Raw genomic sequence first — 25,594 nt, 5'->3', positions numbered from 1 at the left:
ATCGCGTTGGACCGCGCAAGGGGAAAGAGGGCTTAATAAACAAGGAATCTGGGGAGGCCGCGCCTCCCCAGCCTTCTTTTTTTCCTCGCAAACGCCCCAGCGTTCGAGGGCTCAGTTATCCAAAAAGCTGCGCAGCTTGCGCGAGCGCGACGGATGCTTGAGCTTGCGCAGGGCCTTCGCCTCGATTTGCCGGATACGCTCGCGGGTCACACTGAACTGTTGGCCCACTTCTTCCAAGGTGTGGTCGGTGTTCATGCCAATGCCAAAACGCATGCGCAACACCCGCTCCTCGCGCGGGGTCAGGCTGGCCAGCACCCGGGTGCAGGTTTCGCGCAGGTTGGCATTGATGGCGGCGTCAAGCGGTTGGATCGCGTTCTTGTCTTCGATGAAGTCGCCGAGGTGGCTGTCTTCCTCGTCGCCAATGGGGGTTTCGAGGCTGATCGGCTCCTTGGCGATCTTGAGAACCTTGCGCACCTTCTCCAGGGGCATCTGGAGCTTTTCCGCCAGTTCCTCCGGCGTGGGCTCGCGACCGATTTCGTGCAGCATCTGGCGCGAGGTGCGCACCAGCTTGTTGATCGTTTCGATCATGTGCACGGGAATGCGGATGGTACGCGCCTGATCGGCGATCGAGCGGGTGATGGCTTGGCGGATCCACCACGTGGCATAGGTCGAGAACTTGTACCCGCGCCGGTACTCGAACTTGTCCACCGCCTTCATCAGGCCAATGTTGCCTTCCTGGATTAGGTCGAGGAACTGAAGGCCTCTGTTCGTATACTTCTTGGCGATCGAGATCACGAGGCGCAAATTGGCCTCGATCATTTCCTTTTTGGCCCGGCTGGCCTCGCGCTCGCCTTTTTGGACCGTCGAGACAATCCGCCGGAATTCAGGGATCGGCAGGGAGGAGTGCTCGGAGACCTCGGAGATGGTGGCGCGGATATCAGCCACGTCGCTTGCGTAGCGGGTCGTGAACTCCCGCCAGCCTTTGCCGGGCAGACGGGCCACGTCGTCGATCCAGGTGGGGTCCATCTCGCGACCGATGTAGCGGTCCAGGAACTCCTGGCGCTTGATGCGCGCGCGCTCGGCCAAGCGCAGCAACTTGCCTTCCTGGACCATCAACTGCTTGTTTAAGGCGTTGAGCTGCTCCACCAGTTGTTCGATGCGGGCGTTGTTGAGATGGATTTCCTCCATCATCGTCACCAGCTCGGACTTCAGCTTTTCGTATTTGCGCTCGACGGTGGCCGGCGGATCTTCGCCTTTGAGCAGAGCGGAGAGGCGCTGCTCCTGGACCTTTTTCATTTTGCCGTAGGTGGTGGCAATGCCCTCGAAGGTCTCCAGGACCCGGGGCAACAGCTCCTGTTCCATCGCGGCGAGCGAGACGTTGGTTTCGCCATCTTCCTCGCCCGGCTCGCCCTCGCCCTCGCCCAGCGGCTCAACGCTGACGCTTTCTTCTTCCTCTTCATCCGCGGTGGCGCCTTCGGCCGGGGGCGCCCCGTCCTTGGCCGGGGGGCGCAGGGCCAGCGGTGGCAGGGGCAGGTCCTCGGGCGTCTCGCCCTCGGGTTCGACACCCTCCTCGGCCAGGGCGTCGGCGGCGGCCGGATCCAAGGCGACGGCCCCGGCGCCGTAGGTCGCGTCGAGGTCAATGATGTCGCGCAGCAGCATGCGGCCTTCGACCAGGGCATCATGCCACTGGAGAACAGCGCGGATGGTTAGGGGGCTTTCGCAGATGCCCCCGATCATCATTTCGCGCCCGGCCTCAATGCGCTTGGCGATGGCAATTTCGCCCTCGCGCGAGAGGAGTTCCACCGAGCCCATTTCACGCAAGTACATACGCACCGGGTCGTCGGTGCGACCGATGTCGTCCTCGCTGATATTGCCCGAGGCGCTCATCTCGCGGCTGTCGTCGTCGTCGCCGGTGGTGACCGCCGACGAAGCCTCGCCCTCTTCGTCATCCTCGACCAGATTGATGCCCATGTCCGAGAGCATGGCCATGGTATCTTCGATCTGTTCTGATGACACGTCATCAGGCGGAAGGGCGCCGTTCAGTTCATCATAGGTGATGTAGCCCCGGTCCTTGCCGCGGGACACCAGCTTCTTGACCGCGGCATTCATCGAATCCAGCAGGGGTCCGTCGCCGCCCTCTTCCTGGGGGGTGGTCGCTTCCGCCGTGCTGCCCGCTTTGCTCGCCATACGGTTGTCCATCCTTCGCCCGTTACGGCGGCTGTCCTGCCGCCAGAATTCTCGAACCCGCCATCGGTCCGACCGCTTCGCGTCCTGCTTATCCCGAGGACGCTGCCGACCCGGTGTCGGAAGAGCCCCCCCCCTTCTGCCCAGGGATCCTGCTCCTTGACGGCCAGCAGGTGATCCAGGGCATCCTGGGTCATGGTCTCTTTCAGCCGCTGGCCGGCGCGGCGTGAGTCTTCGCGCAGATCCTCCCGACGGTGGATCTCATATGTATGGTCCCAGCCGGCCCGGACCAAGGCCGGGTCGGTCATCTCTCGTGCAAAGCCGGCATGCACGAACAAGCCAGGACGGGCCAGCGCCGCCAGGGAAGCCGCGAAGCCTTGGGTGGTCAACTGATCGTGTAGCGCCTGCCTGTCAAGGGCTTTTCCCGACGATAGGCTCATTACGATCTCCTGGCGTAGCCTGTCAAGGGTCGGGTCAAGGAAGATCATGGTGCCGAGGCGCTCGCCCACGTGATCGAACAACCAGGGATGAAAAAGCACGGTTGCGACCAGGGCCTCCTCGCGCAGGCGGGCCGGTGACGGGGGCGGGGGCAGGGGAGGGGCTCCTCCTTGCGAGTTCCCCCCCCGGACCGGACGCCTGCCCTGTCCAGACAGGCTCCGCGCGAATTGGCCCTGAGCGGCGTTGGAGGGGCGGGCCACCGCGCGGGTTTGCTCGCGGACCAAGGTCCAAAAGCGCTCGCGTAGCGCGTTGCGAAAGTGATGGTGCACCGTGCGGTCGGTGATGCCATCCACAAAGGCGTCCACGGCAGACTCCAGGGCGGCCCGGCCCTCGGGGGTGTCGAGACGTGCGCCGAGTGCCAGCAGGCGCCACGCCATTTCCGAGAGCGGCAGGGCTGCGTCGAGAATCCGGCCCATCGTCTCGGGGCCGCCGTCGCGCGCCAGATCGTCAGGATCCCGCCCGGGCGGCAGCAAGGCAAAGCGCAAGGACCGCTGAGGTGTCAGGAGCGGCAAGGCCCGTTCCAGGGCCCGGCCCGCCGCCCGTTGTCCCGCCGCATCGCCATCGAAGCACAAGATGGGGGCGGGGGTGGTGGTCCACAGGGTCTCCATCTGGCCCTCCGTCAGGGCTGTGCCCAGCGGCGCCACCGCATGGCCGAAGCCGATCCGGGTGAGGGCGATCACATCCATGTAGCCCTCGGCCACCACCAAGGTCCCGGCCGAGCGGGCGGCCTCGCGGGCCAGGGGCAGGTTGTAGAGGGTCCGTCCCTTGTGGAAGAGGGCGGTTTCGGGCGAATTCAGATACTTGGGTTGACCCTCGCCCAAAAGGCGCGCGCCAAAGGCCACCACCCGCCCGGCCGGATCGGTGATGGGAAAGGTCACGCGGTTGCGGAAGGTGTCGTAAGGGGCCCGTCCATCCTGGGGCCGGCTGGCCAAGCCCAGGTCAAGCAGCATGCCCTCGCTCACCCCCTGGGCCAGCAGATGGGCGCGCAGGGCGTTGCCGGCCGGCGCATAGCCCAGGCGAAAGCGCTCGATCAGGGCGTCATCCAGGCCCCGTGCCCGCAGATAGGCGAGGCCGGTTTTGCCCTCTGGGCCTCGTAAGGCCCGCTGAAAGAACACGCAGGCCTGCTCCATGATCTCGCGTGACGAGGCGCTTCGCTTCGCTCTGTCGCGCTCGCGCGGGGTTTCCTGGGGCAGGTCCAGCCCGGCCTCGGCGGCCAGACGTTCCACCGCTTCGCGAAACGGCAGGTTGGCCGCGCGCATCTCAAAGCCGATGACATCGCCATGGGCGCCACAGCCGAAACAGTGGAAAAACCCCTTTTCGTCATTCACGGTGAACGAGGGGGTTTTTTCGTTATGAAACGGACAAAGACCGTGAAACTCGCGCCCTTTGCGGATCAGGCGGACGCGCCGCCCCACCACCACCGACAACGTCAGACGCGTGCGCAGCTCATCCAGAAAGCCTTCGGACCAGCTCATGATTCGGAGTATCCCCTGGGGCGCGGGTCAGGGGCGCCCCCGTTTATTATACGCGGCCTCCTTGAAAAAAACGGATATCCCCGAAAGAAAGACCTGGGCTCTGCCCTGACCCGCAGAGGGGCTCGKGCCTTGGATCCCCTTGAAAGAAAAGGGGGCGGGGGCCCGTGTGAGGCGGGGGGCGCGGTCTTTCGCTTTTCAAGGCGACGGGGCTGTCTTGAAAGGTCTGGGGGGCATCCCTCCCCAGACCGGCTGGACCTCAAGAAGACAGGCGAGCCTTGGCCACGGCGCCGGCGCGGGCAAAGTCCATGGAGCCGGCGAAGCGCTCCTTGAGGGTGGCCATGACGCGGCCCATGTCCTTGAGCCCCTGGGCCCCCAACTCGCTCATGACGGCCAGCACGGCGGCCTCGGTGTCGGCCTCGCCCATCTGGGCGGGCAAAAAGCGCTCGATGACCTGGATTTCCTCTTGCTCTTGCTGGGCCAGTTCCAGCCGTCCGCCCTGTTCGTACAAGGTGATGCTCTCGCGGCGCTGCTTGACCATGGCTTGGAGCATGCTCAAAATCTCGTCGTCGTCGATCCCGTCGGGCTGTCCCTTGCCCCGGGCCGCGATATCCCGGTCCTTGAGCGCGGCGATAATCAGACGCACCGTGGACAGGGCCCGCTGGTCCTTCTGGCGCAAGGCTTCTTTCATGGCCTCGTTGAGGGTGGTTCGCAACATGGATCAACTCCTGGGATCTCTTGGGAAGGAGGCGTGCCCGCAAAAGGACGTCTCCGTCCGGGGAGGGTAGCCCAGGGGGGCGCCGGGCGTAAAGTCCCCTCGTCGAAGATAGCTCTTTGAATAACAAGGTCTTTCCAAATGACGGCGGCCTTGACTTCTGACGAGCCATCGCGTAGAACCCGCCCCGGTCCACAGGTTCGGCGCAGTGGACGGTCCGATGCCGCCCTCATGCTGGGCGCGCGGGGGCCTGCCCTCACTTCAGGTCCCAGCCCAGGGAACGCGGCGTCCGAGCGCTGGCGCGGTGGGGCGGGAGGCGCCTCAAGATCCGGGAAAGATACATCATGAGCTCCCCCCTGCCCACGCCCCATCCTTCCGGCGCGACCGCCGTTCTTGCCCTGGCCGACGGGTCCTTGTACTGGGGCCGTGGCGCCGGCGCCGAGGGCGACGTCGTGGGCGAGGTGTGCTTCAACACCGCCATGACCGGCTATCAGGAAGTCCTGACCGATCCCTCGTATGCCGGGCAGATCATCACGTTCTGCTTCCCCCATATCGGCAACGTCGGCACCAACCCCGAGGACATCGAGGGCACCGTGCCCGCCGCCCGGGGCTGCATTTTGCGTGCCGACATCACCGAGCCGGCCAACTGGCGGGCCACCCAGTCTCTGGATGCTTGGTTGAAGGCTCGCGGCCTCGTCGCGCTCACCGGGATTGACACCCGGCGCCTGACCCGGCGCATCCGGGCCCAGGGCGCGCCCTCGGGCGTGCTTGCCTACCATTCCGACGGCCTCTTTGATCTGGACGCCCTGGTCGCCAAGGCGGCCGCATGGCCCGGGCTCAAGGGCATGGATCTGGCCCGCGAGGTCTCCTGCACCCAGTCCTATGCCTGGAGCGAGACGCTGTGGGATCTCCAAAGCGGCTATGGCCGGCTGGAAAACCCCCGGTTTCATGTCGTGGCCATGGATTTTGGCGCCAAGCGCAACATCTTGCGTAATCTGGCGACGCTCGGCTGCGCCGTGACCGTGGTGCCGTCCACCACCCCCGCCGAGGACATCTTGCGGCTCAATCCCGATGGCGTGTTCTTGTCGAACGGCCCTGGGGATCCGGCCGCCACCGGCATCTCTGTGGTGCCCGAAATCCAAAAGCTGATCGCGAGCGGCAAGCCCCTGTTTGGCATCTGCCTTGGCCATCAAATGCTGGCCCTCGCCCTGGGCGCCACCACCTACAAGATGGACACCGGCCATCGCGGCGCCAACCATCCGGTGAAGGACCACACCACGGGCAAGGTGGAGATCACCTCCATGAACCATGGCTTCGCCGTGGATCGCGCCAGCCTGCCCCCCGGCGTCACCGAGACCCACACCAGCTTGTTCGACGGCGTGCTGGAGGGTCTCGCGGTGGACGGCAAGCCGGTGTTCTCGGTCCAGTACCACCCGGAGGCCTCGCCCGGTCCCCAGGACAGCCACTACCTGTTCCAGCGCTTCGTCGATCTCATGGCCGCCCGGCCCGCCTGAGATCCACCACGCCGTTCCCCCCGGCGCTGCGAAGGACGCCGCGCGCGACCCAAGGGAAAAGTTATGCCCAGACGCACGGACATTAAGAGCATTCTCATCGTTGGCGCCGGCCCCATCGTGATCGGCCAGGCCTGCGAGTTCGACTATTCCGGAGCCCAGGCCTGCAAGGCGCTGCGGGCCGAGGGCTACCGGGTCATCCTGGTGAACTCCAATCCGGCCACCATCATGACCGACCCGGAAACGGCCGATGCCACCTACATCGAGCCGATCACCCCGGAGATGGTCGAGGCCATCATCGCCCGCGAGCGGCCCGATGCCCTGCTGCCCACCATGGGCGGCCAGACGGCGCTCAACACCGCCATGGCCCTGGCCGAGCGCGGCACCCTGGAGCGCTATGGCGTCGAGATGATCGCCGCGCGCAAGGACGTGATCGCCAAGGCCGAGGACCGCTTGCTGTTCCGCGAGGCCATGAAGCGCATCGGCCTTGATTGTCCGCGCAGCGCCCTGGTCAACACCGTTGAGGAAGCCCAGGCGGCCCTGGAGGAAATCGGTCTGCCGGTCATCATCCGTCCCAGCTTTACCTTGGGCGGGCAGGGCGGCGGCTTGGCGTTCAACCGTGCCGAGTACGACCAGATCATTGCTAGCGGCCTCGCCGCCTCGCCGATTCGTCAGGTGCTGGTCGAGGAAAGTGTGCTGGGCTGGAAGGAATACGAGATGGAGGTGGTCCGCGACCGCGCGGACAACTGCATCATCGTCTGTTCCATCGAAAACGTCGATCCCATGGGCGTGCACACCGGCGACTCCATCACCGTTGCCCCGGCCCTGACCCTGACCGACAAAGAATACCAGATCATGCGCGACGCCTCGATCGCCTGCCTGCGCGAGATCGGCGTCGAGACCGGCGGCTCCAACGTCCAGTTTGCCGTCAACCCGGCCGACGGACGGCTGGTGGTCATCGAAATGAACCCGCGCGTGTCGCGCTCGTCGGCCCTGGCCTCCAAGGCCACCGGCTTCCCGATTGCCAAGGTGGCGGCCAAGCTGGCGGTGGGCTACACCCTGGACGAGCTGACCAACGACATCACCGGTGTGACCCCGGCCAGCTTCGAGCCGACCATCGACTACGTGGTCACCAAGCTGCCGCGCTTTACCTTCGAGAAGTTCCCCGATACCGAGCCCTTGCTCAACTCGTCCATGAAGTCGGTGGGCGAGGCGATGGCTATTGGCCGCACCTTTGCCGAAAGCCTGCAAAAGGGCCTGCGCTCGCTCGACATCGGCCTGACCGGTCTTGATGAAATCGATATCCCGGGCTCGGACGGTCCCGACGGCAAGGACGCCATCCGCGCCGCCTTGTCCAAGCCCCGGCCCGACCGCCTGCTGGTCATCGCTCAGGCCCTGCGCCAGGGCTTTAGCATCGAGGATGTGGGCGCCGTTTGTCATTATGACCCCTGGTTCCTGGCCCGCCTCAAGGAAATCATCGACGAGGAAGCCCGGCTGCGTGCCGAGGGCCTGCCGACCGATGCCGTGGGCCTGCTGCGCGTCAAGAAGATGGGCTTCTCCGATGCCCGTCTGGCGACCCTGACCGGCAAGTCCCTGACCGAGGTCTCGTTCCGCCGTCAGGTGCTCAATGTCCACCCGGTGTTCAAGCGGATCGACACCTGCGCCGCCGAGTTTGCCTCGCGCACGCCCTACCTCTATTCGTGCTACGAGGGCGATGGCGTGACCCCGGCCGAATGCGAGGCCGAGGTGTCCGAGCGCGACAAGGTCATCATCCTGGGCGGCGGTCCCAACCGCATCGGCCAGGGCATCGAGTTCGACTATTGCTGTGTCCATGCCGCCTACGCCCTCTCCGAGGCCGGGTTTGAGACCATCATGGTCAACTGCAACCCGGAGACGGTCTCGACCGACTACGACACCTCAGATCGCCTGTACTTCGAGCCGCTGACCCCCGAAGATGTGATTGAGTTGGCGCGCAAGGAGCAGGAAAAGGGCCGGCTGCTTGGCTGCATCGTCCAGTACGGCGGCCAGACCCCGCTCAAGCTGGCCCACCATCTGGAAAAGGCCGGCATCCCCGTGCTCGGCACCTCGCCCGACGCCATTGATCTGGCCGAGGACCGCGAGCGCTTCCAGAAGTTGATTGTCGATCTCAAGTTGCGCCAACCCCGCAACGGTGTGGCGATCTCGGTCGAGCAGGCGCGCGGCGTGGCCGCCCAAATCGGCTACCCCGTGGTGATTCGTCCCTCCAACGTTCTGGGCGGGCGGGCCATGCAGATCGTCCATGACGAGTCCCGGCTTAACGCCTACATGGGCGAGGCGGTCAAGGTCTCGGGGACCCAACCCGTGCTCATCGACGGCTATCTGGCCGGGGCCATTGAGGTGGACGTGGACGCCATCGCCGATGGCGAGACCACCTACATCGCCGGCATCATGCAGCACATCGAGGAAGCCGGCATCCATTCCGGCGACTCGGCGTGCTCCTTGCCGCCGTATTCGCTCAGTCCGGCCCTGATCACCGAGCTGTCCCGCCAGACCGAAGAACTGGCCCGGGCCCTTAAGGTGCGCGGCTTGATGAATGTCCAGTACGCCATCAAAGGCGATGACATCTACCTGCTGGAGGTCAATCCCCGCGCCAGCCGCACCGTGCCCTTCGTCGCCAAGGCGACCGGGGTGCCGGTTGCCAAGATCGCCGCGCGCGTCATGGCCGGCGAGCGCTTGGCCGACTTCAAGCTCACGCCGCCGGTGTTCAACCACGTGGCGGTGAAGGAAGCGGTGTTCCCGTTTGCCCGCTTCCCCGGCGTGGACATTGTCCTGGGGCCGGAGATGAAGTCCACCGGCGAAGTCATGGGCATCGACACCACCTTTGCCCGCGCCTACGCCAAGTCTCAGCTCGGGGCCGGGGTGGCCCTGCCCACCACCGGCAACGCCTTCCTGAGCGTGCGCGACGCCGACAAGGCCCTGGTCGTTGAAACCGCCTGCGCCTTGAAGGCCCTGGGCTTTGGCATCGTCGCCACCCGCGGCACCGCCACCTTGCTGCACGCGGCCGGCCTTGAGGTGCGCGTCGTCAACAAGGTGCTGGAAGGCCGTCCGCATTGCGTGGACGCCATGTTGAGCGGCGACATCCAGCTTGTGGTTAACACCACCGAAGGGGTTCAGTCGCAAAAGGATAGCTTCGACATCCGGCATACGGCCCTGATGCGGAATATCCCTCACTACACCACCTTGGCGGGAGCCGATGCCGCGGTGAAAGCCATGGCCGCCATCCGCCAGGGACAGCTTGAAGTGGCGCCGTTGCAGGAATATTTTGGAAAGCCTTGATCCCGTATCATCGGGGTCCGGCTGAGGCCGTTCAGGGAGTGGTCAGGCGTCGGTTGGGGTCCGCCCAGGAGGAGAGGGCGGGGCCGGCCGGCGATTGGCTTTTTCAGGCTGGCGTTCCTGAGGAGAACAGGAGGGCCAGCGTATCAGGTGGAAGGCGAGGGTTCCTCATCAATGGAAAAAATTCCCATGACCCCGGCTGGGCTGGCCCGCCTGGAGGAAGAGCTGAAGGTTCTGAAGTCGGTGGAGCGCCCGGCCGTCATCGCGGCGATCAGCGAAGCCCGCGAGCATGGAGACCTGTCGGAAAACGCCGAATACCATGCCGCGCGCGAACGCCAGAGCTTTATCGAGGGCCGCATTAAGGAACTCGAAGACGTCATCAGCCGCGCCGAGCCCATCGACATTACCAAAATGAGCGGCAGCACCGTTCGCTTCGGGGCCACCGTCACCGTGGCCGACGACGACACCGACGAGGAAATGACCTATCAAATCGTCGGCGCTCACGAAGCCGACCTGAAGGCCGGCCGCATCAGCGTCCACTCGCCCATCGCCAAGGCCCTCATCGGCAAAAACCTGGGCGACTCCATCGAAGTCCGCGCCCCCGGGGGCTCGAAGTTCTACGAAGTGATCGACGTCAAGTTCGGCTAAGGTCTCGGCGACGCCGGGCTGTTAGAGGCAGGCTGGGGAGGCGGGGCCTCCCCAGACCCCTCCAATCCTGGGGCTTCCCTCGACGCGAAGGACCAGGGACCGTGGGGTCTGGGGAGGCCCGCCTCCCCAGCCTTCTCTTCCTCCCCGGGCGTAAATTGGAGGAGGGCAGCCCGCACCCCCCAAAAAAGTCCTTGCACCAGCCCTCAGAACACCGTAAAAACCCCACCTCGCACACGCCGCTGTCCCCATCGTCTAGCGGTCCAGGACGTCAGCCTCTCACGCTGAAAACAGGGGTTCGATTCCCCTTGGGGACGCCAATTCACCAAAAGCCCGGCTTCGGCCGGGCTTTTGGCGTTTCGGGAGATGGCGAGGCGGTTGTCATGGGGGCAGGGGGCTTGTAGCGTCGCGAAGGGCGAATTCAAGGAAGAAGGCGTCATGGCGGGGCGGAAGGATCATCCCCTGGTGCTCGCGGTGCTCGACACCAATGAGCAATCGCGCCAGTTCATGGTGGCGTTGCTCGAAGGGTTGGAAATGGGCGAGGTGGTGGCGTTAGCCACGCCCGAGGCCTGCCTGGAGTGGTTGGCGGCGGGGCATCGGCCCGATGTCTTGTTGATCGACATGGCCTTGGTGCCGATGTCGGGGGTCGCCTTTACCCGCTATCTGCGGCATGTGGTGGGGGGACGGGCGGCTTATCTGCCGGTGATTTTGACCGGCCAGCGGGCCGATCGCGATGCCCTGGCCGAGGCTCGCAATGCCGGGGTGAACGAGTTTATCGCCAAGCCCATCAGTGCGGCGGGGTTGGCGGCGCGCTTGCATGCCGTGTTGGAGGCGCCGCGGCCTATGGTGCGCACCGGGGATTACTTCGGGCCCGATCGAAGGCGGCGGCAGGTGTCCTTTTCTGGTGGTGACCGGCGGGGCTCGGGGCACGAGGAGGTTTAAGGCTCAAGCAGGGAAGGAAGGCTGGGGAGGCGGGCCTCCCCCAGGCCCCTCCTTTCCTTTGGGCCCGGGTCCTAGCCTCCTCGCGATTCTCAAAGTTATTTTTATGCATACCTCTAAAACAATCAATTTTTCCTTATGGGCTCCCTGACATAGAATAGGGGCATTCGAACCCAGGAGGACCCCCCATGGACCAGTCGGCCCGCTATGTGAATCTCGACCTCAAGGAAGATGCCCTGATCGCCGGGGGGCAGCATGTGCTGTGCGCCTACATCATGCGGCCCAAGGCGGGATACGGCTTTGTCGAGACGGCGGCCCATTTTGCGGCGGAAAGCTCGACGGGCACCAATGTCGAGGTGTGCACGACCGACGACTTTACCAAGGGCGTGGATGCGTTGGTGTACGAGGTGGACGAAGCCTCGGAGTTGATGAAGATCGCCTATCCTATCGACCTGTTCGACCGGAACATCACCGATGGCAAGGCGATGATCGCCTCGTTCCTGACTCTGACCATTGGTAACAACCAGGGCATGGGCGATGTTGAATACGCCAAGATGCACGATTTTTATGTGCCCCCGGCCTACCTGAGCCTGTTTGATGGCCCGTCGGTGAACATCGGCGCCTTGTGGAAGGTGCTGGGCCGTCCCGAGGTCAATGGCGGTCTGGTGGTTGGCACCATCATTAAGCCGAAGCTGGGCTTGCGGCCTCAGCCCTTTGCGGCGGCGTGTGAGGCGTTTTGGCGCGGTGGCGACTTCATCAAGAACGACGAGCCCCAGGGCAACCAGCCCTTCGCGCCGTTCAAGGAGACCATCCGTCTGGTCGCCGATGCCATGGCCCGGGTGCAGGATGAAACCGGTCAGGCCAAGCTGTTCTCGGCCAACATCACGGCCGATGATCCGTTCGAGATCATCGCGCGCGGCGAGTATGTGCTGGAGACCTTTGGTGCCAACGCCGGCCATGTGGCCTTGCTGGTCGATGGCTACGTGGCCGGTCCCACGGCGGTGACCACGGCGCGTCGGCGCTTTCCCAACACCTTCTTGCACTATCATCGCGCCGGCCATGGCGCCGTGACCTCGCCCCAGTCCAAGCGCGGCTACACCGCCTTTGTGTTGAGCAAGATGGCCCGTTTGCAAGGCGCGAGCGGCATTCACACCGGGACCATGGGCTTTGGCAAGATGGAGGGCGATCCCTCCGACCGCGCCATGGCGTTCATGCTGGAGCAAGACGTGGCCCAGGGCCCCTATTACAAGCAGGCCTGGGATGGCATGAAGGCCTGTACGCCGATCATCAGCGGCGGCATGAATGCGATCCGTTTGCCGGGTTTCTTCGCCAACCTGGGCCACGCCAACGTGATCCAGACCTCCGGCGGCGGTTGCTTTGGCCACCTCGACGGCCCGGCGGCTGGGGCGCGTTCGCTGCGTCAGGCCTGGGAAGCGTGGAGCCAGGGCGTTGATCTGGTGACCTACGCCAAGGAGCATCGCGAACTGGCGCGCGCCTTGGAGTCCTTCCAGGCCGATGCCAATGCGCGCTATCCGGGTTGGCAGGCCGCGCTTGGGCTCTAAACCAAGCAGGCTGGGGAGGGTGGGGCTCCCCAGCCTCCTCAAGTCGGGGCTGGCCACGTCTTGAGGGCGTGGTGGCCGGCCGGGCTCAGGGTATAGACGCCGCGCTCGATGCGCTCGAACCAGCCGTAGACATTGGCCTGGAGGATCTTGGCAGCCTGCGGCGCCTGGGCCTTGAGGTCGCGCGGGCGGCTGGGACCATTAACCAAGCCGGAGGCAACGACCAGGGCTTGCTGGCGGTAGGCCGTCATTTGCGGTTGGCGCCCGCGCGTGCCGCCGACCATCGGGTCGCCCTGGCGGCGGCGGAACTCCTCGACAAGGCGGGCCCGCTTTTTAAGGTTGGGCCGGGGGTGGTAGGGCGCGGGCTCACACAGGATATCGACCCGATCCGTAAGGGATACACCCAGCAGGCCGAGGCCAAGCAAGCGGCAGAGCTTAATCACCCGGGGGTCGCGTTCGCGGCCCCGGCCGGTTTTGGAGGCTCTCACCGCCAGCCAGACCTCGTCACAGGCGCTCCATCGCTCCACGGCCTGCAAGACCAGCTCTAGGGTGAAGCTCTGCTTCAATTCGCCGATGACCACAAGCTCTGGCTGGCCGTCCTTGAGCGCCACGAGGTCGCAGCCCCGTACCTCCCCTTTGACCGTGAAGCCCAGGGTTTCGAGAGTGCGTTTGACGGGGGCGTAGAGGTCAGTTTCCAAACAACGGGACTCCCGAACAGGGGGCGGAGGGGTCTGGGGAGGCCGCAGCCTCCCCAGCCTTCTCCTTTTTTTCCCTCCCCAATGTCACCCCTCTTGCCAGCCCCGGCTCCCGCTTGTACAAAACCGGCCGTGCATCAAGAGTTGGGGCGACGCCCAACGCCAACCTGCCTTCCGGGCAAGGTGGAGCTTCCGTAAGGAAGGATGTGGCCGCTCCGGCAAGTATACGGAATTAAGCCACGGCGTCCGCCCCAGGGTTTTTGTGAGAGGGGCCGTCGCCATGCCGATCAAGATTCCCGACGATCTGCCCGCCCGCCGCACCCTGGAAGCCGAAGGGGTTGTGGTCATGCGCGAGGCGGATGCGATCCGCCAAGACATTCGTCCCATGCGGATCGGCCTTTTAAACCTGATGCCCAACAAGATGAGCACGGAAACCCAGATCGCTCGCTTGATTGGGGCGACCCCGCTTCAGGTCGAGCTGACCTTGGTCCGCATCACGCATCACGTCGCTCGGCACACCCCGGCCGACCACATGGCCTCGTTCTACCGGCCGTGGGAGGATGTGCGCACCGAGCGCTTCGACGGGTTTATTGTGACCGGGGCGCCGGTGGAGCGGCTGCCGTTCGAGGCGGTGCGCTATTGGGACGAACTGCGGCGGATTTTTGACTGGACCCAGACCCATGTCCATCGTGCCTTGCATATTTGCTGGGCGGCGCAGGCGGCCTTACACCACTTCCATGGGGTGCCGAAATATGAGCGCGGTGGCAAGGCGTTTGGTGTGTTTCCTCACCGTATTCTCCAGCCGGCGTCCCCTTTCTTGCGGGGCTTCTCCGACGACGTGGCGATTCCCGTCTCCCGCTGGACCGAGGTCCGCCGCGACGATCTGCCATCGGCGGTCCATGTTCTGGCCGAAGGCGACGAAACCGGGTTGTGCCTGGTCGAGGATCCGGCGCGGCGTAGTCTCTTCATGTTCAATCATCTAGAATATGATACCAGGACCCTGGCCGACGAGTATTTTCGCGACCAAAAGGCGGGCATTCCCATCATTTTGCCTCGGTATTACTTTCCCGCGGATGACCCCACCCGCGATCCGGTGAATACGTGGCGTGGCCATGCCCATTTGCTGTTTGGCAACTGGATCAACGAAATGTATCAAACCACGCCGTTTCAGGTGCACCGTATTGGAATATAATCAGGGCAGCGCGTCGAGCAGGGTAACGTAGTCTCGCATACGGTTTAATTTGGGAGAGCTGTTGCCAACGCCTCCCATGAAGTGGACTAGCCCCCGGCGGTCGTTGGGGGAGGGGGGCTGCTCGTGGCCGTTGAGGCGGATGTGTTTAAGAAAAACCGAGGGATCCTGGAGACCAAGCTTGTAAACAACGTAATTGAAAAAAGGTTGATCGAAGGTCAATGGCTCAGAAGCCTGGGTATCGTGTGCCCGCTGAAGCCGTGGGATGAGCTCGAAAGACTCGCGCAAAACGAAAAGGTTTTTGGCGCAGATGCTCCCGGAGTTCATGCCAAAATCATTGATGGTCAGGCCCGAAGAAGAATCCTTTTCAAAGAGGGCCTTTCCGCCCCACCAGTCGAACTGATCCAAATGGAGGAGATGTTCGGCAGGCGCAAGGATCTTGTCGGTGTCCATGGCCTCGCGAAACAGGTTCTCCAACGGGCCGTCGCAGACCATGTCGGTGTCGAGATACAAGATCGGCTGGTACAGCGCGCCTTCTGGAATGGTCGCCAGGGCGTAGCGGGCAAACATGAAATCACGCAACGACGTGGCGTCAAGGCACGCAATGCGCAAGCGATCGCCCAGAAGGGCGCAGGCTTCGGCCCCGTGCTCGGCAATCAAGGCCCGGTCTTCGGGCCGGGTGATCACCAGATAGGTGGCCGGAACGGCTCCGCGCCGAGCCAGGGAGCATAGCGCGATATTAAGCAGTTGAAACATCTCGGGGGGGCCAAAGGCGGTAAAATAAATGAGGGGCCGAAAGACCTCAAACTGCCTGACCTGCCAGCCGTCGCGTCTCAGCTGAATCGACAAGGCTCTCTCGGGCTGTTGCGCAAGGCAGATCAGAACCTCAGCCAGGGTATAAGAGACGCCCGCAAACATCACACGATCGTGCGGCAGAAGCTGCAACGATCCGGCGGGGTGCCAAACGCGGGGGCGCACCTCCATCCAGGCGTGGCGGTGGAGGTGACGCAGGCGGGCAAAGGCAGCCGTCGCGATCAGGACAAAGCGCGCCGCCGCTCCCCGCGTCGGGGACCAGGACACTCCCCCGCTGGGGGAGGCCTGGAGATACTGCCCACGGACACTGAGGCCAACGCCGCCGGAGCCATCGTGGAGCAAGGCGGGGGTGTCCTCGGGAGGCGCGTCCAGGTTCAGGCGAAAGGTTTGGCCAATGCGGCGGACCGCAAGGGGAGAGCCTTCCACGTCCAGGAGCGTTTGACAAAACGTCCCTGGCGTCGGCCCCGCAGAGAGGAACGTTCCTTCCGGGGTCAGTAAATGAAATGTTTGATCCTGGGACGTATCGCCAAATGTCATCGCAGGGGCCAGACGCGGGGGAGGGAGGTCAATGATGCAGGATTTGGCTCAAAAAGAGCTTGGTCCGTTCATTGGTCGGGTGATTGAAGAAGGAATGCGGGTCGTTTTCCTCGACGATTTGGCCTCGGTCCATGAAGATAACCCGGTCGGCCACGGTCTTGGCAAAGCCCATTTCGTGGGTCACGCACACCATGGTCATACCTTCCTCGGCTAGGGAGATCATGGTGTCTAGAACCTCCTTGATCATCTCGGGATCGAGCGCGCTGGTCGGCTCGTCGAAGAGCATGATCTTGGGCTGCATGCACAAGGAGCGCGCGATGGCCACGCGCTGCTGCTGCCCGCCCGAAAGCTGACCCGGGTATTTGTGGGCCTGATCGGGGATCTTGACCCGTTCCAACAGCCGCATGGCCCGCGCTTCGGCCAGCTTGCGCGGCTCCTTGCGCACCCACACCGGCGCTAACACGCAGTTTTCCAGCACGCTCAGATGCGGGAACAGATTGAAGTGCTGGAACACCATGCCCACCTCGCGGCGGATCTGCTCGATATGGCGCACGTCCGAGGTCAGCTCGACGCCATCGACAACGATGCGGCCTTGCTGGTGCTCCTCCAGACGATTGACGCAGCGAATGAGGGTGGATTTGCCCGAGCCCGAGGGGCCGCACAACACGATGCGCTCGCCCCGGCGGACCTGGAGCGAGATATCGCGCAGCACATGGAACTCGCCGTACCATTTGTTCATGTGCTCAATGGAAATCACCACGTCCTTGCCCAGGCGCGGCGCGATGCGGGTGTCGTCCTCGGAGGGCGGCGCCTCCAAGTCGTTGGCGACCGGGGGGGCCACCGGAGGAACTTGGGGAAGGGTCATGATTACCTCTTGTGTCCGGTTTGCAGCTTACGCTCCAGGGACTGGCTGTAGCGGCTGATGCCGAAACAGAAGATCCAGTAACAGAACCCGGCGAAAACATAGCCCTCGACGGCCACCCGATCCCAAGACGGGTCCACCAACGCGGCTTGCACCGCGCCCAGAACATCGAGCAGGCCGATGATGAGCACCAAGGTGGTGTCCTTGAACAGAGCGATGAAGGTGTTGACGATCCCGGGGATCACCAGCTTGAGGGCCTGGGGCAGGATGATCAGCGCCATGGACCGCCAAAAGCCCAGCCCCAGGGCCTGGGCGGCCTCGAACTGCCCGCGCGGGATGGCCTGAAGACCGCCGCGCACCACCTCGGCCATGTAGGCCGCCTGGAACATGATCAGGCCGATCAGGGCGCGCAGCAGTTTGTCGATGCTCACCTCCTGGGGCAGGAACAAGGGCAGCATGACCGAGGCCATGAACAGGACCGAAATCAAGGGCACGCCGCGCCACAGTTCAATGAAGGTGGTGCAGGCGATGCGGATCACGATCATCTTGGAGCGTCGGCCCAGCGCCAGCAAAATCCCCACCGGCAGGGCGGCCACCATGCCGACCACGGCCAAAACCAGGGTCAGCATCAAGCCGCCCCATTTGGAGGTCTCGACCAGCGCGAGGCCGCCCCCTCCCCCCAGCAGCAGCCAGAAAGCCAACAGGGGATAAACGGTGACGCTGGCGAGCGCTACCCAGCGCCGGCCGGGCACACGGTTCCACAGCAAGGCGGCAATGAAAGTCGCCAGCAAAGCGAACACCACGTCCACCCGCCAGCGCTCCGCCGCCGGATAGAAGCCATAAATAAAGAAGTCGAACCGCGCCCGAACGAAGGTCCAGCACGCGCCCTTGGCGGTCGAGCAGGCCTCGGCGGTGGTGCCGCCAAAACTGGCCTCGAACACCGCCCAGCGCAGGAAAGGCCCAATCGCCACGGCCAGCAGTAGGAGCCCGGTCGCGGTGAGGGCAATGTCGAGGGGAGAGGACAGAAGGTTGCGCCGGATCCAGCCCCAGGCACCGGTCGTCGCGACCGGGGGCGGCAGGGCCGGCTTGGCGTCGAAAACGGCCATGCTCAGCGCTCCTTGAGGGCAACGGCGCTGTTATACCAGTTCATCAGCACGCTGATGACCAGACTCAGCACCAGATAGACGGCCATGGTCATGGCCACAATTTCCACGGCCTGCCCGGTCTGGTTCAAGGTCGTGCCCATGAACACCGCGACCAGATCGGGATAGCCGATGGCCGTGGCGAGGGACGAGTTCTTGATCAGGTTCAGGTATTGGCTGGTAAGCGGCGGAATGATCACCCGCATGGCTTGGGGGAGAATGACCAAGCGCAAGGTCAGGCTGGGGCGCAGGCCCAGGGCACTGGCCGCCTCGGTCTGGCCGTGGCTGATGGCCAAGATGCCCCCGCGCACCACCTCGGCGATGAAGGCCGCCGTATAGAGGCTAAGGGCCGCGGTGAGCGCCACCAGTTCGGGGATCAGGCGCACCCCGCCTTGGAAATTGAAGCCCTGAAGCGCCGGGGTTTCCACGGACAGCGGCGTGCCGGCAGCCCAAAAGGTGAGCAGGGGCAGGCCCACGATCAGGCTGCCCCCCGTGAGCAGGGTGGGGAAGGGCTGGCCGGTCAGCCGCTGGCGGCGATACGCCCAGCGCCCCAAGGCCAAGGCCGCCACCACCGCGACGCCCAGGGCCAAAAAGACCAGGCCCAGGCCGTCTTCGGCAACGGGACGGGGGATGTAAAGACCCCGATTGTTGAGAAACAAAGAGTCTCCCAGCGCATGGCTGTCCCGGGGGCCGGGCAGGGAGCGCAGGACCGCGAAGTACCAAAAGAACACCTGAAGCAACAGCGGAATATTTCGCAGCACCTCGACATAAGCCAGGGCGAGGCGAGAAATCAGCCAGTTGCGAGACAGGCGAGAAATTCCGACAATAAAACCGATGACGGTTGAGACCACAATACCCAAAGCCGAAACCAGCAAGGTGTTGAGCAGGCCGACCATGAAGGTTCGGCCATAGCTCATGGTGTCGTCGTAGGGGACGAGGCTCATCAGGATCGCAAATCCGCTGGTGCGTTCCAGAAAGCCAAAGCCCGTCGCGATGCCGCGCTGGGCCATATTGGTCAAGGTATTGTCGAACAAGGTCCAGAAAAACCACGCAAGGCCCGCCGCCGTCAGAAGCTGGACGACAAGGGAACGGACCTTCGGATCCCGCCACGGGCTCGGTTTGCCCTGGGCAACAAAGGCGGGACCATCGGCGGGTGGGGTTGGATGTGTCAAGGACCTCTCCCCTGGGTTCCGAGAACGAACAAAAAAGGCCCGGGAACCGAAGTTCCCGGGGCCCGGTTCCCTTTAGCGGACCGGCGGGGCGTACTGAATGCCGCCTTGGGTCCACAAGGCATTCAGACCGCGTGCGATTTGCAGCGGCGAGCTTTTGCCCAGGTTCTTTTCGAAGATTTCGCCGTAATTGCCGACCTGCTTGACGATGTTGTAGGCCCACTCGTTGGTCAGGCCCATCTGTTTGCCCAGGTCGCCATCGGTGCCCAGCAGGCGCCGCACGTTGGGATCGGTGCTGGCCTTCTTCTCATCGACGTTGGCCGAGGTCACCCCCAACTCCTCGGCATTGAGCTGGGCAAACAGGGCCCAACGCACGATCGAGAACCACTGGTCATCGCCCTGGCGCACCGACGGGCCCAGCGGCTCCTTGGAAATCACTTCCGGCAGCACCACGGCCGAGGCCGGATCCGACAGCTTGAGGCGCAGGGCATACAACTGGGATTGGTCCGAGGTCAGAACGTCGCAGCGGCCCGACTCGAAGCCCTGCGAGGTCTGGTCCGCGTTGTCGAACACCACCGGGCTGAACTTCATGCCCTTGGTGCGGAAGTAGTCGGCCACGTTCAGCTCGGTCGTGGTACCCGAGAGAATACAGATGGACGCGCCGTCAAGTTGCTTGGCGCTTGTCACGCCCAGGGCCTTCCGCACCAAGAAGCCCTGGCCGTCATAATAGGTGGTGCCGGTAAAGCTCACGCCCATGGTGGTGTCGCGCGAGTGCGTCCAGGTGGTGTTGCGCGACAAAATGTCGATCTCGCCGGACTGAAGGGCGGTCAGGCGCTCTTTGGCGGTCAGCGGAACGAATTTGACCTTGTTGGCATCGCCCAGGACCGCCGCTGCTACGCCGCGACACACATCGGCGTCGATGCCGGTCCAGTGGCCTTTGTCGTCGGGGAGGGAAAAGCCGGGAAGTCCCGTGTTCACGCCGCAAATCAGCTCGCCACGAGCCTTGACCGCGTCCAGGGTTTCCCCCGCGGCGGCGGGGCCCACGGACCAGGCGCCGACCGCGCCCACGGTGGCCAGGGCGGCTATCAGCTTTCTCATCGGACACACTCCCTTGTGAAAAATGGGCTCTTCTCAAAATCCGCGTCGCTGCGCACGACGCCAGCGAGCATCGTAAACGCGATGCCGGACTCTTTTCCTGCCAAAAAAAGCGGCCCGAGGCAAATCCAGGCTGGAAACTCGGGCATCTTGGTGGGGGAGGGCCTCCCCAGCCTTTTCTTTTTTTCAGCGGATCTCTCCCCTTGCCTTACCCAAGAGCCGTCCCGGCAGGGAGCTTGCGAGGCGCCGTTGATTCCGTTAGAAGCGGGGCATCTGACAAGGCGCGACGCGGCGGGGAGGCCGGCGGGCCGCTTGCCTGAACGGATCTTCTGTCCCTTGCCGCCTGACACCCGATGGTGTTCGTCTGGCCGCGAGGTGCCCTCATTTAAGTCATCACGGCCGTAAGGAACCCGAGTCATGAGCGACACACCCGTCGCGGGGCTGCTGTCGATCGTCATTCCCCTCTACAACGAGGAAGATAATGTCGATCCCCTGTGTAGCGCCCTGTTCGACGCCCTGACCTGCCTCACGCGCCCCTACGAAGTCATCATGGTTGATGATGGCAGCTCGGACGCCACGGCCCAGCGTCTGGCCGCCGCCACCGAATGCTACCGCGCCCTGACCGTTGTCACCTTCCGGCGCAACGTCGGGCAAACGGCCGCCATGATGGCCGGGATCGACCACGCCCAGGGCGACATTATCATCCCCATGGACGGGGACCTGCAAAACGATCCCCGCGATATTCCCTTGCTGCTGGCCAAGCTCGACGAGGGCTTTGACGTGGTGTCGGGCTGGCGCAAGGAACGTCAGGACGATGCCCTGACCCGGACCTTCCCCAGCAAGATCGCCAACTGGCTGATCTCCACGGTGTCCGGGGTGCCGCTCAGTGATTATGGCTGTACCTTGAAGGCCTACCGCCGCGAGGTTCTGTCGGGCTATCGCCTCTATGGCGAGATGCACCGCTTTGTGCCCATTTACGCCCGCTGGCAAGGGGCGCGCATCACCGAGGTGCCGGTGCGCCATCATCCCCGGGTCGCCGGGAAATCCAAGTATGGCCTCAATCGCATCATCAAGGTGCTGCTTGACCTGATGGTCGTCAAGTTCCTCACCCAGTTTGAGACAAAGCCAATCTATGTCTTTGGCGGCCTTGGATTTTTCTTGTTCGTCGTGGCGTTTTTCTCCTTGGCTGGCGGCATCTGGCTGCGCTTGTTCGAGGACATCCACCTCAACCAGACTCCCCTGATGCTCCTCTCGGCCATGTGCGTGATCACTGGCATGATGTGCATGCTCCTGGGCTTGGTCGCCGAACTGCTGGTGCGCATCTATTTCGAGAGCCAAGGCAAGACCAACTACACCATCAAATCCGTAATCCGAGGCCAACCCTCGGCCTGATCCCCTCGGGACCGAGGGGTCTGGGGAGGCCCGCCTCCCCAGCCTGCCTTTTTTATTTCTCTTAGTCGTCTAAAACCACGGTAATCCGCCGGTTCTGCTTGCCCTTGCTCTCGATCTTACCCAGACGCACCGGGGCGATCTCGCCCAGGGAGCGGACATGGGTGCCGCCGCAGGGCTGCACATCCACCCCCTCGATCTCGACCAACCGCACCCGCCCCGACCCACGCGGCGGCGCAACGCTAAGGGTGCGCACCAAGTCGGGTTGGGCATCCAACTCGGCGTCGGTGATCCAGCGCACGCGCACCGGCGCATCGCTGGCTAGGGCCTCGCTCAGGCGCTGGGCCAACGCCTCGCGATCGGGGGGCGGGCCCGGAAGGTCAAGGTCGATGCGGCCTTTGTCTTCGCCGATCCCGGCCCCGGTGATCTTGCCGCCGGTCAAGCGGCTGATGAGGTGCAAACAGGTATGCAGCCGCATCAGGCGATGGCGTCGCTCCCAGGTGATGGTGGCGTTCACCGAGGCGCCCGGCGCCGGCGCGGGGGTATCGGGGGCCAAGACATGGACAATGGCACCGTCCTCGGCGTCATAAACCGTGTCGCAGACCGTCAGGACCGTGCCGTCGCCGAGGCTCAGGGCGCCCGTGTCGCCCGGCTGACCCCCGCCTTGGGGATAAAAAACCGTGCGGTCCAGCACGAGCCCGCCGGGGCGTACCGCCACGACCGTGGCCTCGCAAGTGCGGGCGGTGGCGTCCTCGCGGAAAATCTCTTCGGTCAAGGTTTGAACCATGGCGGGCTCCTGGGAGTGTGGGCGACTTACCCCTCAAACGGGGCGACGGTGCAGGCGTGGTTGAGGGGACCGTGGCCTCGGCCCAGGCCAGGGGCGGTCTCCATGGCGCGGCGGACATAGGCCCGGGCCCGAGCCACCGCCGAAACCAACGGCCGGCCCTGGGCCAAGCCAACCGCAATGGCCGAGGCCAGGGTGCAGCCGGTGCCGTGGGTCGAGCGGGTGTCAAGGCGCGGTGCGGCAAAGCGGGTCACGCCCTCGGCGGTGATCAACAGGTCGGTCACGATGTCGCCCGGCAGATGGCCGCCCTTCATCAACACCGCCTGGGGGCCCCCGGGCGCGTAAGGCGTGGCCGGCGTCTTCGAGGGCCGCGAGGTCGGGCAGGGGCGTGGCCCACCAGGACTTCGGCCTCGGGGACGTTGGGGGTCAAGACGGTGGCCAGCGGCGCGAGGCGCTCGATCAACGCTTCGGTCGCCGCATCTTCCAGCAAACGATAACCGCCCTTGGCCACCATCACCGGATCGACGACCAGGGGCACGCCGGGAGCGCTGGTGGTGATTTCGTCGGCCACCGTTTCAATGACCTCGCGGGTGGCCAGCATGCCGGTCTTGAGGGCGTCGGCGCCGATATCCTCCAGGACCATGCGCATTTGCAGGCGGATGAAGTCGAGCGGGACCGGCAAGACCCCCTGGACTCCCAGGGTATTCTGGGCCGTGAGGGCCGCCAGCGCCGTGGCTGCGTGCCCGCCCAGGGCCGTGACGGTCTTGAGGTCGGCCTGGATCCCGGCGCCGCCGCCCGAATCCGATCCGGCAATGATCAGAACCCGCCCTTGCATGCGATTTCCCTTTTTTCCAGCGGATGGGTGGACGTCCATTTAGGAAAGGTGCGGCAAGGGGGTGTCAAGACGTCTTGCCCGTGCGATGATCCGGTTTCGTCCTCTTCTCCCCCGAGGGTCCTTGCATGAACCGTTTTGCGTTGCGCCCGGCCTGCCTGGGGGTAGGCTTTAGTCTCCTGGCCTGTTTCGCGGCGTCGGCCGGGGCTGCCGAGCCCCTGTTGCGCCGGGTGGTTATGTCTACCGGGGGCGTGGCTCTTTATGAGTACACTGCCACGGTGAACGACGCCGGTCAGCCGCTTGCTCTTGTGGTTCGCCGCGATCAGGTGGACGACGTGCTGCGCAGCTTGATGGTCAGCGATTCCACCGGTCCGGTTACTATGGTGCGCTTGGCCGGTCAGGCGCCTTTGGCCGAAGTTTTTCGCGATCTGCCCGTCACCGAGGAGGACTTGGCGAGCCCGGCGGCGTTATTCGAGGCCCTCAAAGGGGCCAGTGTCACGGTTGCGGGAGCCCGTGGCTTCAGTGGTCGGGTGTTGAGCGTGACCGAGGAGCAGGCCGGCGACCCTCCCACCCGCCGGCATCGGCTGGGCTTGATGACGGCGCAAGGCGTGCGGCAGGTGGTCTTGGAAGAGGCCGAAAGCCTGTCCTTTGACGATCCCGACCTAGCGGCGGCCGTGCGCAGCGCCCTGGCGGCCCTGGCGGCCCAGGTCCACAAGGATTTGCGCACCCTTGAGATTCTGCCAGCCCCAGGCGGACCCCGAACCGTGCGCTTGGCCTATGTTGCCGAGGCCCCGTTGTGGAAGGCCAGCTATCGCCTGGGCCTGCCCGCAACCGGCGCCGAGGGGCGGCTGGCCGGCTGGGCCGTTTTGGAAAATCTGACCGGTCAGGATTGGCTTGATGCGCGCTTGTCGGTTGTTTCTGGCGCTCCTGTCACCTTTCGCCAAGAGTTGTATGCCCCCTATTGGGTCGAGCGGCCGTTGGTTCCCGTCGAGATCGAAGGCCGGGTTCTGCCCCCTCCCGACCACGCTCCCCCGGTGATGCAGGCCAAGGCCGCCTTCTCGCCTCCCGCTCCCCTGGCGGCCCCGATGGCCCTGGCGCGTGGTCTGGCCGCCGACCAGGAGGCCGGCGGGGGCGGGCCGGAACCGGTTGAAGCGGTGGCCGACGTCGTGACCGCCCAGGTGGTCTACACCTTCCCTGCGCCGATCAGCCTGGGCCGCGGCCAGACCTTGATGGCCCCCCTGGTTGATCGGGGCGTACCGGTGCGCCGGGTGTCCCATCTTCGGCCCGAGACCGGCGATCTGCGTCCTTTGGCCGCTGTTGAGATCACCAACAGCACCGACACCGCCCTGCCGCCGGGGGCCGTGAGTCTGACAGAAGAGACCCGTGGCGGCCTTGCCTATCTGGGCGATGCCCGCTTGACGTCCTTGCCCCCGGGGGAAAGCCGCCTGCTGGCTTTTGCCGTCGATCACGATGTGGTGGTGCGGCAAGACCGGGAAGAAGATCGCCGGGTCGCCGGTCTGGGAGCGGCGCGCGGGGTGCTGTCCTTACGCCAAGTGGCCCGTGCCGAGACCACCTATGGTTTGCGCAACGCCGCCGCCGAGCCTCGAACGGTGATCATTGACCATCCGGCGCGCCCCGGTTGGACCTTGGTTCCCCCCGACGGAGTCGCGGTTCAGGCGATGGCCGGGGTCCATCGCTTGAGCCTGGAGGTGGCTGCGGGGGAAGAGAAGACGCTTGTCGTCCGGCAGGAGCGCACCGAGATGGAAACGCTGGAAGCCGGCGGTCTGGAGGCTGAGGCCCTGGCCCGGCTGTCGGCTGACGGCAGTCTGAGCGACAAGGAGCGTCACGCCGTGGAAGGGCTGGCCCAACTTGCCGCTCGGGTCGCCCAATACGAAAGCCGGGTGCAACAAATCCGGCAAGATTTGGCCGAAGTGGCCGCTGCGCAGGAAGGCGTGCGTAAAAACCTTCAGGCGGTGCCCCCGGGGGGGGATCTGCACACCCGCTTCCTTGATCGCTTGGGGCAACTCGACGAGCGGCAAAATGCGCTGGAGAGTCAGGTAGCGGAAGCCCGTCATGAAGAAGAACAGGCCCGAGCAGACCTTGCCACCCTGGTGGCCAGCCTCTCCCTTCCCTAGAGCGCCGTGCGTTTTATCGGATCCGGTCGCGGCGCTCTCGGTTTTTGTTTTTGCGTCCAGCGTTGTCCAAAAAGCGGTAGGGGCTGGGGAGGCGCGCTTCCCAGCCTTTTTTTCTTC

At 64.5% G+C, this 25,594-nt stretch carries 20 protein-coding genes, 1 tRNA gene and 1 riboswitch; of the genes, 9 read left to right on the top strand and 12 right to left on the bottom strand.

Annotated elements, in window-relative coordinates:
* Nucleotides 1–111: 111 nt before the first annotated feature.
* From rpoD to RSPPHO_RS16955, 3 genes are all read right to left on the bottom strand, one after another.
* Nucleotides 112–2,187, bottom strand: coding sequence for an RNA polymerase sigma factor RpoD (gene rpoD, locus RSPPHO_RS16965; RefSeq protein WP_041796127.1), 2,076 nt, complete (start codon nucleotides 2,185–2,187; stop codon nucleotides 112–114).
* Nucleotides 2,106–4,157, bottom strand: coding sequence for a DNA primase (dnaG, locus tag RSPPHO_RS16960; protein WP_014416425.1), 2,052 nt, complete (start codon nucleotides 4,155–4,157; stop codon nucleotides 2,106–2,108). Before dnaG ends, rpoD begins: the two co-directional genes overlap by 82 nt.
* Before the next feature lie 256 nt (nucleotides 4,158–4,413).
* The gene (locus tag RSPPHO_RS16955) at nucleotides 4,414–4,872 is read right to left on the bottom strand and encodes a GatB/YqeY domain-containing protein (RefSeq protein ID WP_014416424.1); all 459 of its coding nucleotides are present in this window, start codon (nucleotides 4,870–4,872) and stop codon (nucleotides 4,414–4,416) included.
* A 341-nt stretch (nucleotides 4,873–5,213) separates the two neighbouring features.
* On the opposite strand from RSPPHO_RS16955, the gene carA reads away from it, so the two are divergent.
* From carA to RSPPHO_RS16925, 6 genes are all read left to right on the top strand, one after another.
* The gene (carA, locus tag RSPPHO_RS16950) at nucleotides 5,214–6,383 is read left to right on the top strand and encodes a glutamine-hydrolyzing carbamoyl-phosphate synthase small subunit (RefSeq protein WP_014416423.1); all 1,170 of its coding nucleotides are present in this window, start codon (nucleotides 5,214–5,216) and stop codon (nucleotides 6,381–6,383) included.
* Nucleotides 6,384–6,446: 63 nt separating this feature from the next.
* Nucleotides 6,447–9,695: a carbamoyl-phosphate synthase large subunit gene (gene carB / locus RSPPHO_RS16945; RefSeq protein WP_014416422.1), complete on the top strand. Its 3,249-nt coding sequence runs from the start codon at nucleotides 6,447–6,449 to the stop codon at nucleotides 9,693–9,695.
* Between the two features lie 171 nt (nucleotides 9,696–9,866).
* On the top strand, nucleotides 9,867–10,340 hold the full coding sequence (greA, locus tag RSPPHO_RS16940) for a transcription elongation factor GreA (RefSeq protein ID WP_041796125.1): 474 nt from the start codon (nucleotides 9,867–9,869) through the stop codon (nucleotides 10,338–10,340).
* A 241-nt stretch (nucleotides 10,341–10,581) separates the two neighbouring features.
* A tRNA-Glu gene (locus tag RSPPHO_RS16935) sits at nucleotides 10,582–10,657 on the top strand.
* A gap of 118 nt (nucleotides 10,658–10,775) precedes the next feature.
* Nucleotides 10,776–11,279, top strand: coding sequence for a response regulator (locus RSPPHO_RS16930; RefSeq protein WP_041796122.1), 504 nt, complete (start codon nucleotides 10,776–10,778; stop codon nucleotides 11,277–11,279).
* A gap of 185 nt (nucleotides 11,280–11,464) precedes the next feature.
* Entirely contained in the window at nucleotides 11,465–12,838 is a 1,374-nt protein-coding gene (locus RSPPHO_RS16925; RefSeq protein WP_014416419.1) for a ribulose-bisphosphate carboxylase, read from the top strand.
* A gap of 38 nt (nucleotides 12,839–12,876) precedes the next feature.
* Here RSPPHO_RS16925 and RSPPHO_RS16920 read toward each other — a convergent pair whose 3' ends face one another.
* The gene (locus RSPPHO_RS16920) at nucleotides 12,877–13,533 is read right to left on the bottom strand and encodes a DUF2161 domain-containing phosphodiesterase (protein WP_014416418.1); all 657 of its coding nucleotides are present in this window, start codon (nucleotides 13,531–13,533) and stop codon (nucleotides 12,877–12,879) included.
* A gap of 126 nt (nucleotides 13,534–13,659) precedes the next feature.
* Nucleotides 13,660–13,766: riboswitch (SAM-I-IV-variant riboswitch) on the top strand.
* Between the two features lie 44 nt (nucleotides 13,767–13,810).
* Between RSPPHO_RS16920 and RSPPHO_RS16915 the strand changes: the two genes are divergently transcribed.
* Nucleotides 13,811–14,722 (top strand): homoserine O-succinyltransferase, encoded by a 912-nt coding sequence (locus tag RSPPHO_RS16915; protein ID WP_041796120.1) that lies wholly within the window; start codon nucleotides 13,811–13,813, stop codon nucleotides 14,720–14,722.
* Here RSPPHO_RS16915 and RSPPHO_RS16910 read toward each other — a convergent pair whose 3' ends face one another.
* The 5 genes from RSPPHO_RS16910 to RSPPHO_RS16890 form a co-directional block, all read right to left on the bottom strand.
* Nucleotides 14,723–15,958 (bottom strand): hypothetical protein, encoded by a 1,236-nt coding sequence (locus tag RSPPHO_RS16910; protein ID WP_041796118.1) that lies wholly within the window; start codon nucleotides 15,956–15,958, stop codon nucleotides 14,723–14,725. It lies immediately after the preceding gene.
* A gap of 139 nt (nucleotides 15,959–16,097) precedes the next feature.
* Nucleotides 16,098–16,808 (bottom strand): amino acid ABC transporter ATP-binding protein, encoded by a 711-nt coding sequence (locus RSPPHO_RS16905; protein WP_339325415.1) that lies wholly within the window; start codon nucleotides 16,806–16,808, stop codon nucleotides 16,098–16,100.
* 128 nt (nucleotides 16,809–16,936) lie between these two features.
* Nucleotides 16,937–18,037, bottom strand: coding sequence for an amino acid ABC transporter permease (locus tag RSPPHO_RS16900; RefSeq protein ID WP_014416414.1), 1,101 nt, complete (start codon nucleotides 18,035–18,037; stop codon nucleotides 16,937–16,939).
* 2 nt (nucleotides 18,038–18,039) lie between these two features.
* A complete protein-coding gene (locus RSPPHO_RS16895; RefSeq protein WP_014416413.1) occupies nucleotides 18,040–19,245 on the bottom strand; it encodes an amino acid ABC transporter permease in 1,206 nt (401 codons plus the stop codon).
* A gap of 72 nt (nucleotides 19,246–19,317) precedes the next feature.
* Nucleotides 19,318–20,340, bottom strand: coding sequence for an amino acid ABC transporter substrate-binding protein (locus RSPPHO_RS16890; RefSeq protein ID WP_041796116.1), 1,023 nt, complete (start codon nucleotides 20,338–20,340; stop codon nucleotides 19,318–19,320).
* A 414-nt stretch (nucleotides 20,341–20,754) separates the two neighbouring features.
* Here RSPPHO_RS16890 and RSPPHO_RS16885 point away from each other — a divergent pair, with 414 nt between their 5' ends.
* Nucleotides 20,755–21,729, top strand: coding sequence for a glycosyltransferase family 2 protein (locus RSPPHO_RS16885; RefSeq protein ID WP_014416411.1), 975 nt, complete (start codon nucleotides 20,755–20,757; stop codon nucleotides 21,727–21,729).
* A 61-nt stretch (nucleotides 21,730–21,790) separates the two neighbouring features.
* On the opposite strand, the gene RSPPHO_RS16880 is transcribed toward RSPPHO_RS16885, so the two are convergent.
* From RSPPHO_RS16880 to thiD, 3 genes are read right to left on the bottom strand one after another with little or no spacing between them, the layout of a single operon-like run.
* Complete coding sequence (locus tag RSPPHO_RS16880) at nucleotides 21,791–22,513, bottom strand: alanyl-tRNA editing protein (protein ID WP_014416410.1); 723 nt, start codon at nucleotides 22,511–22,513, stop codon at nucleotides 21,791–21,793.
* Nucleotides 22,514–22,539: 26 nt separating this feature from the next.
* On the bottom strand, nucleotides 22,540–22,824 hold the full coding sequence (locus tag RSPPHO_RS21810; protein ID WP_339325392.1) for a bifunctional hydroxymethylpyrimidine kinase/phosphomethylpyrimidine kinase: 285 nt from the start codon (nucleotides 22,822–22,824) through the stop codon (nucleotides 22,540–22,542).
* A complete protein-coding gene (gene thiD / locus RSPPHO_RS21805) occupies nucleotides 22,824–23,345 on the bottom strand; it encodes a bifunctional hydroxymethylpyrimidine kinase/phosphomethylpyrimidine kinase (protein WP_339325391.1) in 522 nt (173 codons plus the stop codon). The genes RSPPHO_RS21810 and thiD overlap by 1 nt, the downstream gene beginning before the upstream one ends.
* 125 nt (nucleotides 23,346–23,470) lie before the next feature.
* Between thiD and RSPPHO_RS16870 the strand changes: the two genes are divergently transcribed.
* Complete coding sequence (locus RSPPHO_RS16870; protein WP_014416407.1) at nucleotides 23,471–25,477, top strand: hypothetical protein; 2,007 nt, start codon at nucleotides 23,471–23,473, stop codon at nucleotides 25,475–25,477.
* Nucleotides 25,478–25,594 lie beyond the last annotated feature (117 nt).

It is taken from the genome of Pararhodospirillum photometricum DSM 122 (assembly GCF_000284415.1).
Taxonomy (GTDB): Bacteria; Pseudomonadota; Alphaproteobacteria; order Rhodospirillales; family Rhodospirillaceae; genus Pararhodospirillum; species Pararhodospirillum photometricum.
Note: the sequence above shows the minus strand (reverse complement) of the source record. Positions and strands in the feature narration are given on the sequence as shown.